Annotated in this window: 20 protein-coding genes and 1 pseudogene; 10 read left to right on the top strand and 11 right to left on the bottom strand. The window is 66.2% G+C overall.

Features of this window, described 5'->3' with window-relative positions; all coding sequences use genetic code 11:
- Positions 1–381 precede the first annotated feature (381 nt).
- From ACTMTI_RS49725 to ACTMTI_RS49710, 4 genes are all read right to left on the bottom strand, one after another.
- A complete protein-coding gene (locus ACTMTI_RS49725; RefSeq protein WP_441127903.1) occupies positions 382–639 on the bottom strand; it encodes a class I SAM-dependent methyltransferase in 258 nt (85 codons plus the stop codon).
- A gap of 164 nt (positions 640–803) precedes the next feature.
- Positions 804–1,397 (bottom strand): TetR/AcrR family transcriptional regulator, encoded by a 594-nt coding sequence (locus tag ACTMTI_RS49720; protein WP_441127902.1) that lies wholly within the window; start codon positions 1,395–1,397, stop codon positions 804–806.
- Between the two features lie 251 nt (positions 1,398–1,648).
- Entirely contained in the window at positions 1,649–4,192 is a 2,544-nt protein-coding gene (locus ACTMTI_RS49715; protein ID WP_441127901.1) for a DUF6185 family protein, read from the bottom strand.
- A 475-nt stretch (positions 4,193–4,667) separates the two neighbouring features.
- The gene (locus tag ACTMTI_RS49710; RefSeq protein ID WP_441127900.1) at positions 4,668–4,889 is read right to left on the bottom strand and encodes a hypothetical protein; all 222 of its coding nucleotides are present in this window, start codon (positions 4,887–4,889) and stop codon (positions 4,668–4,670) included.
- Positions 4,890–5,393: 504 nt separating this feature from the next.
- Here ACTMTI_RS49710 and ACTMTI_RS49705 point away from each other — a divergent pair.
- Positions 5,394–5,651 (top strand): hypothetical protein, encoded by a 258-nt coding sequence (locus ACTMTI_RS49705; RefSeq protein WP_441127899.1) that lies wholly within the window; start codon positions 5,394–5,396, stop codon positions 5,649–5,651.
- A 181-nt stretch (positions 5,652–5,832) separates the two neighbouring features.
- Here the strand turns inward: ACTMTI_RS49705 and ACTMTI_RS49700 are convergent, their stop codons facing one another.
- Genes ACTMTI_RS49700 through ACTMTI_RS49690 form a run of 3 tightly spaced genes read right to left on the bottom strand, consistent with a single transcriptional unit; the run spans position 5,833 to position 7,271 of the window.
- Positions 5,833–6,000, bottom strand: a complete 168-nt coding sequence (locus tag ACTMTI_RS49700; RefSeq protein WP_441127898.1) for a hypothetical protein — start codon at positions 5,998–6,000, stop codon at positions 5,833–5,835.
- Positions 6,001–6,375: a hypothetical protein gene (locus tag ACTMTI_RS49695; RefSeq protein WP_441127897.1), complete on the bottom strand. Its 375-nt coding sequence runs from the start codon at positions 6,373–6,375 to the stop codon at positions 6,001–6,003. It abuts the gene before it with no gap.
- On the bottom strand, positions 6,372–7,271 hold the full coding sequence (locus ACTMTI_RS49690) for an MBL fold metallo-hydrolase (protein WP_441127896.1): 900 nt from the start codon (positions 7,269–7,271) through the stop codon (positions 6,372–6,374). The genes ACTMTI_RS49695 and ACTMTI_RS49690 overlap by 4 nt, the downstream gene beginning before the upstream one ends.
- Positions 7,272–7,384: 113 nt before the next feature.
- On the opposite strand from ACTMTI_RS49690, the gene ACTMTI_RS49685 reads away from it, so the two are divergent.
- From ACTMTI_RS49685 to ACTMTI_RS49675, 3 genes are all read left to right on the top strand, one after another.
- Complete coding sequence (locus ACTMTI_RS49685; protein WP_441127895.1) at positions 7,385–7,837, top strand: hypothetical protein; 453 nt, start codon at positions 7,385–7,387, stop codon at positions 7,835–7,837.
- Between the two features lie 318 nt (positions 7,838–8,155).
- Positions 8,156–8,521 carry a hypothetical protein gene (locus tag ACTMTI_RS49680; protein ID WP_441127894.1) on the top strand — a complete coding sequence of 122 codons (366 nt, stop codon included), beginning with the start codon at positions 8,156–8,158 and terminating at the stop codon, positions 8,519–8,521.
- Positions 8,522–8,649: 128 nt separating this feature from the next.
- Positions 8,650–8,838, top strand: coding sequence for a hypothetical protein (locus ACTMTI_RS49675; RefSeq protein ID WP_441127893.1), 189 nt, complete (start codon positions 8,650–8,652; stop codon positions 8,836–8,838).
- A gap of 7 nt (positions 8,839–8,845) precedes the next feature.
- Here ACTMTI_RS49675 and ACTMTI_RS49670 read toward each other — a convergent pair whose 3' ends face one another.
- The 4 genes from ACTMTI_RS49670 to ACTMTI_RS49655 form a co-directional block, all read right to left on the bottom strand.
- On the bottom strand, positions 8,846–9,709 hold the full coding sequence (locus tag ACTMTI_RS49670) for a hypothetical protein (RefSeq protein ID WP_441127892.1): 864 nt from the start codon (positions 9,707–9,709) through the stop codon (positions 8,846–8,848).
- 380 nt (positions 9,710–10,089) lie between these two features.
- The gene (locus ACTMTI_RS49665) at positions 10,090–10,548 is read right to left on the bottom strand and encodes a hypothetical protein (RefSeq protein ID WP_441127891.1); all 459 of its coding nucleotides are present in this window, start codon (positions 10,546–10,548) and stop codon (positions 10,090–10,092) included.
- A gap of 64 nt (positions 10,549–10,612) precedes the next feature.
- On the bottom strand, positions 10,613–11,089 hold the full coding sequence (locus tag ACTMTI_RS49660; protein ID WP_441127890.1) for an NUDIX hydrolase: 477 nt from the start codon (positions 11,087–11,089) through the stop codon (positions 10,613–10,615).
- A 3-nt stretch (positions 11,090–11,092) separates the two neighbouring features.
- Positions 11,093–11,509 (bottom strand): DUF5919 domain-containing protein, encoded by a 417-nt coding sequence (locus ACTMTI_RS49655; RefSeq protein WP_441127889.1) that lies wholly within the window; start codon positions 11,507–11,509, stop codon positions 11,093–11,095.
- A gap of 108 nt (positions 11,510–11,617) precedes the next feature.
- On the opposite strand from ACTMTI_RS49655, the gene ACTMTI_RS49650 reads away from it, so the two are divergent.
- The 6 genes and pseudogenes from ACTMTI_RS49650 (at position 11,618) to ACTMTI_RS49625 (ending at position 15,414) form a co-directional block, all read left to right on the top strand.
- On the top strand, positions 11,618–11,818 hold the full coding sequence (locus ACTMTI_RS49650) for a replication initiator (RefSeq protein ID WP_441127888.1): 201 nt from the start codon (positions 11,618–11,620) through the stop codon (positions 11,816–11,818).
- Between the two features lie 4 nt (positions 11,819–11,822).
- Positions 11,823–12,988, top strand: a pseudogene (locus tag ACTMTI_RS49645) (replication initiator).
- Entirely contained in the window at positions 12,985–13,170 is a 186-nt protein-coding gene (locus ACTMTI_RS49640) for a helix-turn-helix domain-containing protein (RefSeq protein WP_441127887.1), read from the top strand. Before ACTMTI_RS49645 ends, ACTMTI_RS49640 begins: the two are co-directional and overlap by 4 nt.
- Entirely contained in the window at positions 13,167–13,685 is a 519-nt protein-coding gene (locus ACTMTI_RS49635) for an Arm DNA-binding domain-containing protein (protein ID WP_441127886.1), read from the top strand. The genes ACTMTI_RS49640 and ACTMTI_RS49635 overlap by 4 nt, the downstream gene beginning before the upstream one ends.
- A 128-nt stretch (positions 13,686–13,813) precedes the next feature.
- On the top strand, positions 13,814–14,008 hold the full coding sequence (locus tag ACTMTI_RS49630) for a helix-turn-helix transcriptional regulator (RefSeq protein ID WP_441127885.1): 195 nt from the start codon (positions 13,814–13,816) through the stop codon (positions 14,006–14,008).
- Positions 14,009–14,025: 17 nt separating this feature from the next.
- The gene (locus tag ACTMTI_RS49625; protein ID WP_441127884.1) at positions 14,026–15,414 is read left to right on the top strand and encodes a tyrosine-type recombinase/integrase; all 1,389 of its coding nucleotides are present in this window, start codon (positions 14,026–14,028) and stop codon (positions 15,412–15,414) included.
- Positions 15,415–15,844: the final 430 nt, after the last annotated feature.

The following is a 15,844-nucleotide window of genomic DNA, read 5'->3' as shown; positions in this document are numbered from 1 at the left end:
GAATGGGCCAGAAACGCAACATCACGCGCTCGATACGCGGCTCCTCCACGATGGTGAAGACAGGGGACGGCATGGACGCATCCAATGCTGCTGGCTGTCGAAAGTCCTTCTTCCGGACGCTGTCGGCAATCTGAGATGATCGCGGTCATGGAGGCGAGCGGTGCGGTGCGGGAGAGAATCACCGCTGCCGGGAACCGGTATGGCAGGCAGGTCCGCGCTCGTCCCATTGCCACTTTGGCGATCAGTGGCACGATCTCTGCGGTGTGCCTCTTTCTTCTTCTCGGAGGCGCCATCTCTGTGGCGACGGGAGAGCACCCCATCCCCTGGTGTCGGTACTTCAGGGACGGCGTGATCCACGTGCTGATTTGGGTGGGTGTGGCGTTATTCGTGCGCCGCCAGATCAGGAAGGACACCTAACGGCTCGTCGATCGGCCACCGGTAAGCCGACGCCACCTTCTCGAAGCGCAGGTCTGGGTGAGCCTGGCGATCAAGATCAATCATCACCGGCGACAGGTCGACACCGAGAACATCCAATTCCAGGTCCCGCAGGTGCGCTGCGACCCGGCCGGTGCCGCACCCAAGCTCGGCCACGCGACCAGCGCCCCCTGCCCGCACGAATTCGGCGAACGCGGCAAGCACCGCGCGATCCAACGGCAGCTGGGCGAGCTCATCTCGGGCGAAATCGACGTAGCGAACGGCGACGGCGTCGTAGGCCTCCGCGGTGGCACTCAGCTAGGCGGAGGATTTGATCACAACGACCATGCCAGTGGCTCGGCTCAGATCCTTGGCCCTTCAATCGCCCCTCACAGCGTGGCCGGTCCATTTGGTGTGCCGGCGATCTGGGTGACGAGGAAGTCGAGCCGCTCCGTTTGGCCGTTCGGGGGGATGCGGCCACTGTCCGACAGGGCGGCTATGCCGTGCAACGCGCTCCAGGTGACTTCGGCGAACAGTTCGCGTCGCAGGTTGTCCGAGCGGAAGCAGCTCACGAACTCGTCGAAAGCGGCGCGCAGTGGGGGCGGCGTCTCGGCGTGCGCGAACTTCACATCGGTCGGCAGGACGAACATGGCCTGGTAGAGGGCGGGCTGCTCGGTCGCGAACTCCAGGTAAGCGCGGCAGACGGCGTGCAGTGCCTGAGGCGGCTCGGGGGTGGCCAGCCGGGCACGGCGCAGGCGGGCCGCGAGTTCAGCGAAGCCTTCGATGGCAACGGCGCGCAGGATGGCGTCCTTCCCGTTGAAGTGGCTGTAGAGCACGGGCTGGCTGTACTCGACGCGCTCAGCCAGCCTTCGCGTTGTCACTGCCTCCCATCCTTCGGCCTCGGCCAGTTCGCGGGCGGCCGTGATGATCAGCTGATGGCGTTGGGCGCGTTCACGTTCGCGGCGTTTGGTGATGGCGGACATGGCAGCAGCATAGCAATGCTAGACATCATGTCTACGATAGAAATATGGTCACTACCATAACTAGCGCCGCTAGAGACGGCGCTGCTATCGAGGGGACAACTCATACTCAGCAACATCGCCACTGTGCTCGCCGGACTGATCGGCGGCGGGCATCACCTTCATGGGCGCCCGCGCCTTCTGGGCACCGCAGGCCGCGGTCTGAGCCTCAGCTGACATCGCCCGGGGCCGATCCTGGATCGAGATAGGCCGACTCAGCGTTTGAGCACCTGCAGAGGATCGCTCTGCACCAGGCCGACGTCCGGCTGGAGGACGACATAGACCATCAGCGCGACCGCGGCCACCTGCGGCAGCACGCCCATCAGACGGGCCGGCCAGCCCACGAACCCGTAGAGGGCGGCCAGATCGTTCCTGGTGGTCGTGGGTCGGCGTTCGAGCAGGCGCACGGTCTTGAGGTCGATCGCGATGGCCGCCATGGACAGCACACCCCAAAGGAGCAGCGAGCGTTGCACCGCCCAGACGGCGGGGTCCTGGCCGAGCAGTCGCGAGACCAGCAGGTGCCCGAGCGCGGCGACGAGGTAGCTCACGGCAATCGGCAGAACCTTGATCGCGCCGACCCGTCCGGGCAGATTCCGCCATAACAGGCCGAGCAGCAGACCGGGAACGGACCAGAACAGGGCCTCTTGGAGGATCATCGCGGGCACGCGCAGCCCGCCGAAGGGCTGCCCACCGGCGAAGCTCCAGTACGGGGTGCTGAGCTCGGTCCACAGGAACCAGACCGCGGGAACGCTGCCCAGCACGCCCGTGACGGCGGCGGCGAAGCGGGCCGTCCGCCAGGGGTCCTGGTGGGGCCCGTACGCGAAGGCCAGGCGTACGTAATCAATGCCGGTGGCCGCGGGGTCGTCCTGCGCGTCCTGCTCCGCGCGGGAGGTGTGGTAACGCCTGCGGGCCTCGTCGAACAGCTCGGCGTGCTTCTGCAGGGCCGTGCCGGGCAGCCGTGCCAAAGCGGCGCGGATGGCAGGCCTGTTGAGCGGCGCCCACGGCCGGCTGCAAGTCAGCGCGAGCCACAAGACGCACCCGACCGCGACCACGGACAGGGGTAACGAAGTCCCGAGCAGGCTGTCGGTCCAGTCGAACATGGCCGCCGCGAAGACCCAGACGACGAGCGCGAGATCGCGCCCGGTCGCGAGCGGGCCGCGTACCGCAGTTCTGGCGTGAAGTTGCGCGATCACGGCGACTATGGTGACGGCGGCGAGCAGCTCGGCGAGTATCATCGCCAGCTCCCAGGGATACCAGCCGACGTGGTCGATCATCTCCTCGAAGGGGTTCACCACGTCGTCGAGCCAGGTCGCGTACGGGAGACGCTGTGCGTGATGGTTGACCAGGACCGCGACCGCCACGGTCGTGATCGCCAGACCACCGAGCCATACCCAGCGGGGGGCTCTCACGGCCTGATCGTCGAAAGGGCGATCGCGCATGACATGGAGCAGCTGGAGCACGGTCATGACGAGTGTCAGGGTGAGGACATAGACGTTCAGCAGGACTCCGGATACAGGCAGGTCTCCAGCCATGATGACGGTCAGGGGGACGAAGATCATCAGCGCAGCCGACAGCAGGGAGAAGCGGAACGCGGTCAGCCTGGCCACCGAGACGATCACGGCCGCCCAGAAGAGCACGTCGACCAGTTGGTACAGCGTGGCAGGGCGTTCCAGATCCATGATGCCGGCGCTGTCCCAGACGTCGTAGAGGACCATGTCGGCGGCGACGGCGAGTGACACCACGACCTGCAACAGGAGGATCCGATGCGCCCGGGCAGAGGTGACCGCCAGGTACCGCCTGCTGTCGGATCCGGCCGACCGACGTGGGTGCTCGGCCCGCCAGGGCTCCTCCGCGCGCGCCCGCCGGACCACCACCAGCGCCCAGACCAGCACGCCCCCATAGGACAGGTGCTCCATGGCGAAGGCCCATGTGCTGCCCGGAATCTCCGACATGGCCACCACCGCGCGGGCCTGCATGTCGGGCGCCAGGGCGAGGACGGGCTGCTGTTCTCCTGACGCAGGCTTGTCCGTCCAGGTCAGGACTCCGGCCCGGGTCGTGTCCGGGGTGAGCCCGAGGCGGGAGGTCCAACCGGCGGGCAGGTGTACGTCGATCCGCTCCCAGGTCGCCCGGCTCAGCGCCTGGGGGACGGTGAGGGCGAGCCTCCACGTGGTGACGGTGAGGTCCGTACGCCATGGGCCGACGGCGGTGGCTTCGCCGGCGTTGCTGACATACGTCTCCACCTCGTCCGAGACCGTCACGGTCGAGTCGCCGATCTCCGCCATGGGAAGGCGCCGCCGCTCCTCCCACCAGCGGCTCGGCTCGTCGGCGGCAGGCCCGAACAGGCAGCGCATGGCCTGCCGGTACCCGGCCGATTCGAGATGGCCGCGTACCTCGTCGGTCCACGGCCATCTTGCCGGTATCGATACGGTGAAGTGGCTGCGTATCGACGGGGTGTTCACGTTGTCGGCCACAACCGTCAGCTTGGCCGTCATTCTCGCGCCCGCCAGGACATCCGCGCGGCAATCGGTGGTCTTGGCGGGGAGGCCCACGCTGGTGGTGGCCTTGTCCGGGGGGCGCACCCCGGTGTCGGCGAGCGCCATCACCGCGCCCGCCAGAGCGAGCACGGAGAGCAGGCAGGCCACCAGCAGGGTCTTCTCCCACGGCCGCCACGGAACCCTGCCCGACCCCGTGGTCTGGGCATGACGGTCGGCGATGCGGACCGGTACCGGGAAAGGACCCCTGCGCAGACGGCGAAGCATGTGCACATGCTGACCGGCGCGGCAAGCGGCGCGGCTCCCCACACAGGGAACGATTCACAATCGTGTCCTCGCGGGGCGGCCGGAGGCGATCGACTCCGCGGTCAGGTTACGTCCAGCCCACCGCCGAGGCGTCCGGGGCGCCGCCGACATCACCCTCATGTCGCTGCGTCAGATGGCACCGTGATGGCACGAACGACCCCGCATCGTGCCACTGAAGCCCGAACCGAACCGCACAAGTACTGGCCCTTGACCTCCTGAAGCTGCGCCCCGACGCCTACAGCCAATGGGCGTGCCTGGAAGACGAGGCCAAGACCCGCCATCCTGACGGCCCGGCTGAAGGAGTACGGCATCAAGACGGAGGACACCGTACCGGACGCCACTCAACGCGCGACGGAATCAACCCGACCCACGTGAGAGCGTCCGGGATCGGCCTTAATCGCGGATGGCGTACGAAAGAAATGCCGTCAGCGAACGGTCAGGCCCACAACGCCCATTTCGGCCCGTAGGTTTCCGTATAGACACAGTTGTAGGAGGTCCACCATCCCCACTGAATGCCGAGGTTCCCGCCATTGATGCAGTCGGAGTAGAAGTAGTAGACGTACCTGATGCTGTCGGCCTGAGCAGGGGCCGTCCCCACCGATAGTGTCAGGCCGGCAGCCAGCGCCGCAGTGACGGCCAACGATCGAGCTTTGCCCATTGACTCTCCTTCGAGATTCGCGACGACATCTCAGAAATCATGACAGCGCTGCCCGCCTCCGACGAGCCCCGAAGTTCTCACGACGCTCTCACGAAACCGTGAGCTTGCCAGAGATCGCCAGAAGCTTCCGAGATCTCTGAAACTTTCACGTGTCGAACCCCAACCTGCCTCGACGAGCGCCCGAGCCAATGGTCGAAACTCCTCTGGCCTTCTGTTTACAAGGCCCCCAAACGATCTGCAGGGCCGTTCAGGATCGTTCGCCATACTGGTCGGCCGTCGCTATCAAAGCAGTTGCACAGCGTGGAGCCTACGACACATGATCAGAAACATGGCCGGCCTGCCTGATCCCTTGCCCGCGTTCTTTGACTGCGGCTGCTCGGACATCTACTACTGCGGGCGACCTGGTGAAGTCGAGTGTCCCCGGCATAGTGGTTTCGACGTTTGCTGCGATGCACGTGAGCAGCACACTTCGATCCGTGCAACCACCAGTTATCAGGAGGCTCCGTGACAGTGGAAGAGGAAGAAGTGCCCCTGGGTCAGGCTCTGAACGGCCTCAACGTCTACCCGCTTCCCGAGGGATGGACCGCTTTAGGCGCAATAGTTCTCGTGAAGTGCCTTGATGACGAAGGTCGCTCCTCTTGGGCCTTCAGGACCACGGATGGGCTGAGCGATGAGGAACTTCTTGGCGCCCTGACTGTCCGAACCGATCTCCTCCGCCGCAAGCTCTACGACGATTACACAAGTGACGATGATGACGACTGAGACGAAGTGATCATCCAAAGACGACATCAGCGTGTACGGGCTGCTCCCCAGATCCCGCGACCTGAGCCACGGGCTTCCCCGTCTCCTTGACGATGCGCAGCGCCCCAGCCCGGAACTCCGGATCAAAGCGCCGCCGCATGACTGCTGCCACGACCAAACCTCTCCCGGTTCGGCCTCCACGCTACGAGGGGAGCTCACGCGAGGAGTTCCTGCTTCTAAGCAGTGAACTCCTCGGCGGTGAGCACGCCTGCGCGGTGCAGTGCATCGGCAGCTGCACGAAGGCGTCCAGGAATCCGGTCCAGGAGTCGACCTCGGACAGCTGGTCCGGCAGGTCGATCTTCGGGAGCATCTACGAGGTTGTCTTGCGCAGCCACTTCAGGGACTCGCTCTCGCCGAGCGCGCCGAGCCGGTCGACGTTCAGCTTCAACCTGCCGTTGGGCTGAACTTCGAGGCTGAGCTTCGCGTCCTGCCCGGCCTCCTCCAGGCGTTCGGCGAGATCTGTGATCGGCGCAACGTCGCCGACAAGGGCAAGAACGTCAAGATCTTCCGCAATTGGGAGGTCGGCGTGCTGCTCCTGCACGCAGACTGGATGTGACTCCAGTCCGGAGGCGGCTGCCGCCTCACGGTCTTCAGTCCCGTCGACGACGAGACCACCGAGAAATTGGAGCGTCTGCATGCCCTCGCGGCCTGACCCATGCCGAACGGCTCCGACGGCCGCGATCACGCCGAGATGAACGGCTCCGTCAGGTGCGGTGTCGCCAGGTGCAGCGTGGTGGCGGTTTCGCGGCCGAGCATGCGCTCCCTTGAGTGCCTGGCCGCCTCAGGGTCGATCTCGTGCGAGTAGGCGAGTTCGGGGTGGAGCAGTTGGAGCGCGTGCACCAGGAGGTCGCCGGTGACGAGCACCAGCTCGCGCCCGTCGGCGACCAGCACGCTCTGGTGCCCGGGCGTGTGACCGGGTGTGGCGACCGTGCGCCCGGCGCGTAGCGGCGTGTCCCCGTCGAGGAGCCGGAGCCGACCGGCCGCCGCGAGCGGGTCGGTGAGGGTCTCGCGAAGCTGCGGGTTGAGCGCGTCGAGGGCGTCGAACTCGGCCCGCTGGAGCAGGTATTCGGCGTTCGGGAAGTAGGGGCGGCGGTCGCTGGTCGCGCTGCCGGGCGCAGGGGCGCCGCCCACGGCGCTGCTGGTCGAAGCGTTGCCGTCCACCGCGCCGCCCGCTGATGGGACGGCCGCCTCGGTCACGACCGCCCATCCGACGTGGTCGGTGTGCAGATGCGTGAGCACCACGGTGTCGACCTCGGCCGGGTCGATGCCCGCGGCGGCTAGCGACTCGGGGAGCGCACCGGGCACGGGCGCCCACGAGACGGCCGGGCCGTCCGCCGGACCGATCCCGGCGTCCACGATGGTGAGGCCCTTGTCGCTGCGGATCGCGTACGCGCGGAACTGGAGCCGCCAGCGGCCCTCGGCGTCGACCGCGCCCGGGTCGTAGCGGTCGGCCTCGGCCCACTGAGCGGCCGTGGCCTCGGGGAAGGCCTCGGCGCGCGGGGAGAAGAATGGGCCCTCTCCATCAGCGAGGGCGATGATCTCGGTCGAGCCGATCCGGAGGCGGGGAACGCTGAGGGACATGGCCGCGATCTTGCCATGCCTTGCACGCGGGTGGTGACTCGCCCCACCACCGGCTCCTGAACGTGCTGTGCTCGCGGGCCCCGGTCTGTGTGAGCACGACGATGAGTTGAAGCATGCCGGCCCGCACCATGGCCGACACCATCCTCGACGTCCGCATCAATGACAGTGCCGCGAGCCGGGCCGGGCAGGCGCGTGATGTCCCAGCTCCACACGTCATTGGGCTGGACGGCCACCAGCTCGGGTTTAATCTTGGCCGGATGCGCGGCCTGTCGGCGGCGTTCGCGGACCAGATTCTCCTCCCGCAAGGTCCGGTACATCGTCGACTGCGAGGCCAGATAGATACCCTCGTCGAGGAGTTCGGCCCAGATCTGCGCCACCGCCTTGTCCGCGAAGCGCGCCTCGGTCAGGATCGCCAGCACGTGCTCCCGCTCGGCCGCAGACAGCTCGTTGGCCGGCGCTCCGTCCGGGCCGGGCTTGCGCCGTGGACCAACCGGCCGCGAGCGTTCCCGATACAGGGTGGCGCGGGAATTGCCCAGCAGCCGGCACGCCTGGCTGGTGGAGGTTAACGGGTGATCGAGCGGTTCGGGCGGATTGACGTGCTGGTCAACGCTGAGCAGATTCGAGACGAGGCGTTGAGGGGCTGCCCTTTCGGACCTAGGAGAAGCGAGCCGGTCTGCGGCTGGGATACGTCACGTGTACCGAAGATGTTCTGTGCATATACCGCTCTACGGCACTGTGGCGGACGGTCACTCAGTTGACCGTGCTGGGCTCCACAGGATGCGACGACACCAGAGATGGAAAGGTTCATGCGCAAAGGACAACGGCTCGCGTGGTTCATGGCGTCGGCGATACTCGCTTTGGGGATAGTGGTCGGAGGCAGCGGGATGTCGACCGCCAGCGCCGACGAGATCAGGCCCTACCTCTACTGGTCGGAGACCAGGAGTGAATGTGGTGGTTCGTGGAGGACCTACCTCGGGACGCGGAGCTACGACCCCAATACGCACAGCGTCAAGCGGCTGAAGAAGACTGAGACGACGTCGAGCAGCATGACGAAGATCTACAACCAGAACGGTGTGCGTACGGCCAAGGTGTACGACGTTTGCTCGTACGGACGCGTCATCCGCAAGTTCAATCCGACGGTTTATAGGCACCGGACCATCAAGGTGAGCTACGTCTGTTACGCCGGTCGCTGCCGAGTCACCAGCACCCTCTACGGCAGCTGGCTGAGCGGGACTGGCACCCCGATGTAGCGAATCATCCGCCCTCTCGCCACCGCGGGTCAGCGGACGGTGCGGGGGCGGATGGTGTTGGCGCGGTCCACCAGGTCGTTGCGCTGTTCGACGCGCTCACGTCCGAATTCGACGAGGAACGCCCGGAGTTGGTCGAGGCGCTGACCTACTGCGACATGACCACCGGCCCGGACGGCACGCACCTTGACGTCACTGAGCGGCTAGCCGAGATCCATTCCCGCTACGGCCCCGAACATGTGGTCAGCCGCTCGATCACCGCTTCGACCCCGTGCATCATGGCCGCCGTGCATTCGATCCAGTCCGCTCTCAAGGGCTGACCGACGATCATCTCTGCGGTGCCTCGAAGTCGACGAGGTACTCCGCGCTGACCGCACGTAGCCTGGTGCCCACGGCAAGGGCGTCGTCAGGACTCAGAGCGGTCGAGTCCACCTCGACGAGTAGGCGCCCCACCTTGGCGAACAGCACCCTTCTGCCATTCGCCTCCGTCTCGGATAGCCATCGATCCGCCGACAACCGCTGGCAGGATCCAGAATCTCGTTCCCACGCCGCGCACTCCTTGCGTGGATCACCACTGCCGCTGATACGGACCATGACATCGGGCTCGCTCTGCCGGTCCTTGGCGTAGTCGAGCGCCAAGACGTCGTCGGCGATGGTCCACACACCGACCAGTGTGCGTCCAGGGACCTCGTCAGGCACTGCCAGCGGAAGAGATTCGTTGTAGGAGGCGATCAAGTCCTCACGATGCTGCTGGTTCCTGGCCTCCATCCGTCTCTGCTCGATCGTCGCCGTCATGATCACGCATGTGCACACGATCACAGCCGCGATGAGCCGGGGCAACGGCGACGCCGTACTCAACACTCCGGCGGCGCTCGCATAACTCACCACGGCCAGCACGGTAAATCCGAACCAGGCCAGATGAGGACGGGGACTCGGCACAGCCAGATCCACCGCGTTGTTCAACACAAGCAACAACAGGGGCGCGAGCAACGCGCTACGGATCGGATGCACGATCCTCAGCGCCACGGAGAGCAGCACACCGGCGGGGATGGCCAGCAATACTCCCACAAGCACCCCGGGCAGGACGGTGTACGCCTCTATGTCCTCCTTGTACAGCCGCGACACCGGATACCCGAGTCCGAGGCCTACCACCAGCCCCACACCAGCGCCCCGGACAAGATCCTTCCCCATGAGCCAACGATGACATCAACCGATGCAGGGCACAGTCGAACCGCTCAAGTAGTGCTTTATCCGCATGCGCATCGACCGATCCATAGGCAACGACAGAACCTGGTCCCGTGGCGCCCACCGGACTTCGCGGGATTCGTCGCTGGGGTCGGCTCGCCGCTGATGGCTCGGACGGTGAGAACGATGGAGAACCCTTGGCGGGCCCCGCCGTTGCTGGTGTGGAGAATGACGTGGCGGGGCTCGCTGTAGGTCCCGACGAGGCCGATGATCTCGCAAGTGATGCGGCCTGGCGTCCCACGGTGGTCGTTGGTCCGCGACCGGGTTTCGTGACGACGGTCGGCGCGGCAGGGCGACGCCCACCAGGGGGCCCGCCCAGTGAAGAGTCAGGAGGCGAGCGCGTCCGCGTGGCGCCGGAGCACCTCCCGCCATCGTGGGCGGGTTCGTTCCTCTTCCTCCAGTGCCAGCTCCACGGGTGCGCCCGCGGTGCAGACCCCGTAAATCTGCGCCGCTATCTCCGGGGTCAGCAAGTGGTCGAAGTGGAAGGAGCCTTCGAAGCCCAACCAAGCCACCGGGCCTGCCTCGCAGGCCCGTCGCAGGCAGACGTCCAGATACCCGGCCAGTTCACCAGGAACCTCATCGAAGATCAGGTCGTACTCGGTCAACCGCCTCCCTGGCAGACGGTCATCCTCGTCCTCGAGTTGGTAGACCCTTACCTGCCGGGGCACGACCTGGCCTGCATAGAAATCCAGTGCGGGCGCCGTATCACCGGTGTGGACCACGAAGACGCTGATCATGCATTGCACGCCGTCCCACATCAGCGCCTCGGTGATGTTGTCACCCACTGGCTACAAGCCCCCACTTCTGCTTGATAGCCGCGGTCGGCACCACCGTTCCGCACCGTGGAGATCAGCCGATGTACGGCAGGCCGGTCCCGGCTAGGAAGTGCTCGATCCGCATCCGCATCGACCTGTCCATCTGCAAGTCGGCGACCTGGTCACGGGGGACCCAGCGGACTTCGCGAGACTCGCTGCTCGGCCTGGGCTCGCCGCTGACGGGGCGAGCGGTCAGGACAAGGGAGAACTCTTGGCGAGCCTCGCCGTTCGATGTGTAGAGGATGACGTGCTTGGGGTCGCTGTAGGTGCCTACCAGGCCGGTGATCTCGCAGAGGATGCCGGTCTCTTCCTCGGTTTCCCGTACGGCTGCGGCCGGGATCGATTCGCCGAGGTCGATCGCCCCGCCGGGAACGGCCCAGTTGCCATTGTCGGTGCGGCGGATCATCAATATGTCGTCCGCGGCGTTGGTGACGACGACGTTCACGGACGGGACCAGGCTGTTGGGCGCTGGGGCGTCGGGGTCGTCGTAGTAGTCGATCCGCTTGGCCATGGCTCACGACCCTACCGGCCGCGCGCCGTCCCAGACGCGCTCGAAGCTCTCGGCGTAGGTGGCGACCATGTCCCCGCCGATGACCTTACGCAGATGCAGCACCGGCGCGTTGCCGGCGGGGACGCCGTAAACGTGGGTGTTGACGAGGAATTGGTCGTCGGCGCGGTAGATCGAGTTGTACAGCACCGTGGCATGCAGCCGGAATTCGACGTTCTCCCGCTCGCGTAGGGACCGGTAGAGGACGAGCACGTTACGGATCTTGGCGGCCATGCCGTCGTCGATCCCCTCGTCCTTGCCGCGCTGGGCCACCTCGGCGCAGTCCGGGTCGCCGAGCAGGATGCGCACCCGTACTCCGGCCTCGGCCTTCTCGCCGAACATGCGGACCATGCCGGTGTCATCGGCGAGGAACAACCCGCTCAACCACGGCGCATAACGCGCAGCGCCCCCGGCCTGGCCGCACATCCGCCAAGACGACTGCCAGGTCGAGGGCCATCCCCTCACCCGAACGAGTGAAAGGAGGCTTCCATCTTGCCTGCATGCACCACCAACCCGCACGCCCTTGCCGGCGTGATCGCCCGACTGAACGCCCCGGACTACGATCAGTGGGCTGCCCAGATCCGCGCCACAGGCGGCTGCCGCCAGCCCATCCACCTGCGCGGCAAGGTCGAACACTACGACCGCGCCACCGGCCAACTCCTGCACCGCTACACCACCCGCAAACGAACCTGACGGAATCCTCCGCCTGCCCTGCAAGACCCGCCGCGCCTCCCGCTGCCCGGCCTGCGCCGAGATCTACCGCGCCGACACCTACCACCTCATCCGCGCGGGCCTGATCGGCGGCAAGGGCGTGCCCGAGAGCGTCACCGCTCATCCGACGCTGTTCGTCACCCTCACCGCACCAGGTTTTGGAACGGTCCACTCTCGCTGCGAGAAGAACGGCAAGGTCCTGCCCTGCCACGCCCGCCGCAACGCCGAAACCTGCCCACACGGGCGCGTCATATCCTGCACAGCCAAGCACCGCTCCGACGACCCCCACCTCGGCGAACCACTGTGCCCGGACTGCTTTACACCGGCTCCGTCCTGTTCAACGCCCTGGCGCCACTGCTGTGGAAGCGCTTCGCCGACTCCCTGCGCCGCCGCCTGGCCAAGCTCGGCGGCCTGACCCTCAAGGACCTCCGCGAACACCTCACCGTCTCCTTCGCCAAGGTCGCCGAATACCAGCGCCGCGGCGTCGTCCACTTCCACGCCGTCATCCGCCTCGACGGTCCCGGCGGTCCTGCCGCGCCGCCACCGCCCTGGGCCACCGCTGATGTCCTGACGCAAGCCGTACGGCACGCTGCTCAGGTAGTCAGCGCCCTCGTACCGGCCATCGACGGCCGACCCGCTCGCCTTCTCAAATGGGGCCAACAGCTCGACATTCGCCCCATCACCCTGAACGGCGACCTCACTGAACAAGCCGTCGCCGGCTACATCGCCAAGTACGCCACGAAAGCGGCTGAATGCGTCGGCACCCTTGATCGCCGCATCAGCCCTCTGGACAACCTCGACGCCTTCAACCTTCGTGACCACCCAAAGCGGCTGATCGCCGAATGCCTTCGCCTCGCCGCCATCGAGGACCTGGCCGAACTCCGCCTTGCCAACTGGGCCCACATGCTCGGCTTCCGCGGTCACTTCTCCACCCGATCCCGCCGCTACTCCACCACGCTCGGCGAACTCAGAGCGGCGCGTGAGCGCTTCGTTCACACCGAAGAGGTCACTCACGGACGCCTGCCGCTCTTCGAGGAGGACACCGTCCTCGTCATCAGCGAATGGACCTACGCAGGCAAGGGCTACAGCCTCGGAGATCAAATCATCGCCGCCGCCATATCAAACGCGCCGCTCGCGGAGAGCCGCCTATGACTCGGCTACTCCTCACCGTTCCCGAGGCAGCCCAAGCCCTGGCGATCTCACGCAGCAAGCTCTACCAGTTGCTCGCCACCGGAGCGGTTGCCTCACTGCGGATCGACGGCTCCCGCCGCATCCCTGTCTCCGCCCTCAACGACTTCATCACCCACCTAACGAAGAAGGAGGACGCAGTATGACCAAGGCGCTAATCGGCACCCCGGACGAGCCACCACGCAAGAAAAGGACGCCAAAGCTCCGCGATGGCGTGGTGAAGCGCGGTAGCACATGGTCCTACGTCGTCCGCGTCAAAGACCCTGAGACCGGAGAGAGCCGTCCGAGGTGGGTGGGAGGCTTCGCCACCGAGGACGAGGCCAAGGAAGCCCGCGACGAGGCACGCGTAAAGGCTCGCCGCGGCGAATCGAAGGGGGTGGTGGGTGTGCCCCTGTGCGGGTCACACCCGAGCGTTCTTCCTGCTTCCCCGACGGCAGTCAGTCCAAGGGCTATCAGCGGGCCGACTTTCTCGACGCCTGGGCGCGCTACTGCCCGGCCGTCGAACCCCTTCCCCAGGGCGATGTGCTGCCCTTCCCCAGGGGTAGCCGTCCCAGCCGTCCCAGCGTCATCAGTGCAGGTCAGGCTGGGACGGCTCCGATCCCTGGGACGGCTTAAGCCGTCCCAGCCAAAAAGCCGTCCCAGGCTTCATCTGCGGAAATGAGCCTGGGACGGCTGGGACGGCTACCCCCCTCACAACCCCTCTCCACACCCCTCGAAACGCCCCCTTTTGCGCTCCCGCACCGGAGCTACCCACGCCCGCTCACGGAACCCGGAAGGACACGCCCGCCCATGGCCACCGCCGCCGGCAAGCACCTCACCGTCGCCGAGTTCTGCACCGAACTCGGCATCTCTCGATCCACCTTCTACGACTGGCGCGCCAAAGGCCGCGCCCCACGCTGCCTCAAACTCCCCAACGGCAACCTACGCATCCGCCGTACCGACTACGACCGCTGGCTGAACAGTCTGGAGGACACCACCCAGTAAAGGACACCACCTACAGCGTGCGCGTCTACAAGACGGAGAAGCGCAAGAACAAAGACGGCAAGGTCACCTCGCACCGGGTCCTGTGGCAGACCGCCGGCAAGCTGTGGAAGAAACCCTTCTCGAACGCGGCCCAGGCCGACACGTTCCGCAGCGCGCTTCTCACCGCCGCGCGCAATGGTGAGGCGTTCGCGCTCTCCACGGGTGAACCCGTCTCGTGGAGTCGTACCGAGCGGCCCTCCATGACGTGGTACGCCTTCGCCTGCAAGTTCGTGGACATGAAGTGGAAGGACGCCTCAGCCAAGCACCGGGCCAGCATCGCCTACGCCCTGACGTTGGCCACATTCGCGATGCTGAACGGCACGGTTTGCCCCTACGACGCCAAGGAGGTACGAACAGCCCTGCGCCGCTGGGGATACAACTCCAAGGAGCGCGAGAACTGCCCCGAGCGGATCACCGACGTGCTCAAGTGGGTCGCACGGAACAGCGAACCTGTTTCGACGCTGGCCACACCCGCGACAGCCCGCGCCCTGCTGGACGCCGCCACCTCGCGCCTCGACGGCAAGCGCGCCGCGGCCAATACGACACGCAACCACCGCGTGATCCTGTCGAGCGCCATGTCCTACGCGTTGGAGATGCGCCTGCTGGACTCAAACCCCATCACGGGCTTGAAGCTGAACTCCCCCAAGTCATCCTCCGAAGTGGATCGCCGATCCGTCGTCAACCCTAACCAGGCGCGCGCCTTGTTGAGGTCCGTCCAGGCGCAGAGACCGAGCGGCCCTCTTCTCATGCCCTTCTTCGCAACCCTCTACTTCGCCGGGCTGCGCCCCGAAGAGGCCGTGGAGGTACGCAAGAGCGATCTCCTGATGCCGTCGGCCCCGAAAGCCTGGGGCTGGATCCACGTGAGGCGCACCGCACCCGAGGCCGGCAAAGAGTGGACCGACTCAGGTGAGCACCGCGACGCACGACGGCTCAAGCACCGGGCAGAGGGAGAGACTCGCATGGTTCCCTGCGTCCCCGAACTGGCCGCGATCCTCCAGGAGCACCTCGCGGCCCACGGCACAGGACCCGATGGCCGCATCTTCCACGGCGTCGAAGGCAGAGCACTCGCTACGAGCACGATCCGCCGGACATGGGATAACGCCCGCAAGACCGCTCTGGCCGAAGAGGAGTACGCCTCACCTCTGGCCAAGCGGCCTTACGACCTTCGACACGCCTGCCTGTCCACCTGGCTCAACTCTGGGGTGTCGGCCAAGCAGGTGGCCGAGTGGGCGGGCAACAGCCCCAAGGTCCTTCTCAGCACCTATTCCAAGTGCCTGGTGGGAGAGGCCGAGGTATCCATGCGTCGGATCATCGACGCTCTTGGCGGAGGGTCGTGGGACCAAATTGGGAATGAAGAGTCGCCGTAAGCCGGTGACGGCTGGACACAGCCGTCGACGGCTTTACAGCGGGCCGCCGGTTCGGACGCAGAGTGCTCTACGACCTGCGCTTCTGTCGACCGCGGCACCGACAGTCCCGCACTTCATCCCGCACATATCCCGGATCTTGAATCTCGGCTTCCGGCGGTCTCCCCGATCTTGGAACGCAGTCCGTGCGGCCGCCTGCAATGCCGACTTGTGGCTACGTCGGCGCTCGGGGCGGTTGACGATCTTTGCCGCGACGGTTCTCAACTGGTGTGCTTCTGTTCTTCACGCTGACGCGGAAGGACCCGGGGTTCATCGACAACCTGTGCCGCGGCGGCGGCCGCAGCCACTTAGAGCCCGCTGACAAAGGGTTTGGTCGGTACGGCCGAGCTGGAGTGATCTCGGCGGTTTTCCCGGCGTGTCATGCCTGCGAACA

This window comes from Nonomuraea sp. H19 (genome assembly GCF_052068215.1).
Lineage (GTDB): Bacteria > Actinomycetota > Actinomycetes > Streptosporangiales > Streptosporangiaceae > Nonomuraea.
Note: the sequence above shows the minus strand (reverse complement) of the source record. Positions and strands in the feature narration are given on the sequence as shown.

Excerpts from the sequence above, each read along its gene's own strand:
- ACTMTI_RS49720 (WP_441127902.1), bottom strand. The coding sequence starts at position 1,397 with ATGTCCGCCATCACCAAACGCCGCGAACGTGAACGCGCCCAACGCCAT.
- ACTMTI_RS49660 (WP_441127890.1), bottom strand. The coding sequence starts at position 11,089 with ATGGCCAAGCGGATCGACTACTACGACGACCCCGACGCCCCAGCGCCC.
- ACTMTI_RS49670 (WP_441127892.1), bottom strand. The coding sequence starts at position 9,709 with ATGGGGAAGGATCTTGTCCGGGGCGCTGGTGTGGGGCTGGTGGTAGGC.
- ACTMTI_RS49635 (WP_441127886.1), top strand. The coding sequence starts at position 13,167 with ATGACCAAGGCGCTAATCGGCACCCCGGACGAGCCACCACGCAAGAAA.
- ACTMTI_RS49630 (WP_441127885.1), top strand. The coding sequence starts at position 13,814 with ATGGCCACCGCCGCCGGCAAGCACCTCACCGTCGCCGAGTTCTGCACC.
- ACTMTI_RS49640 (WP_441127887.1), top strand. The coding sequence starts at position 12,985 with ATGACTCGGCTACTCCTCACCGTTCCCGAGGCAGCCCAAGCCCTGGCG.
- ACTMTI_RS49680 (WP_441127894.1), top strand. The coding sequence starts at position 8,156 with ATGTCGACCGCCAGCGCCGACGAGATCAGGCCCTACCTCTACTGGTCG.
- ACTMTI_RS49715 (WP_441127901.1), bottom strand. The coding sequence starts at position 4,192 with ATGCTTCGCCGTCTGCGCAGGGGTCCTTTCCCGGTACCGGTCCGCATC.
- ACTMTI_RS49700 (WP_441127898.1), bottom strand. The coding sequence starts at position 6,000 with ATGCTCCCGAAGATCGACCTGCCGGACCAGCTGTCCGAGGTCGACTCC.
- ACTMTI_RS49685 (WP_441127895.1), top strand. The coding sequence starts at position 7,385 with ATGCCGGCCCGCACCATGGCCGACACCATCCTCGACGTCCGCATCAAT.
- ACTMTI_RS49690 (WP_441127896.1), bottom strand. The coding sequence starts at position 7,271 with ATGTCCCTCAGCGTTCCCCGCCTCCGGATCGGCTCGACCGAGATCATC.
- ACTMTI_RS49710 (WP_441127900.1), bottom strand. The coding sequence starts at position 4,889 with ATGGGCAAAGCTCGATCGTTGGCCGTCACTGCGGCGCTGGCTGCCGGC.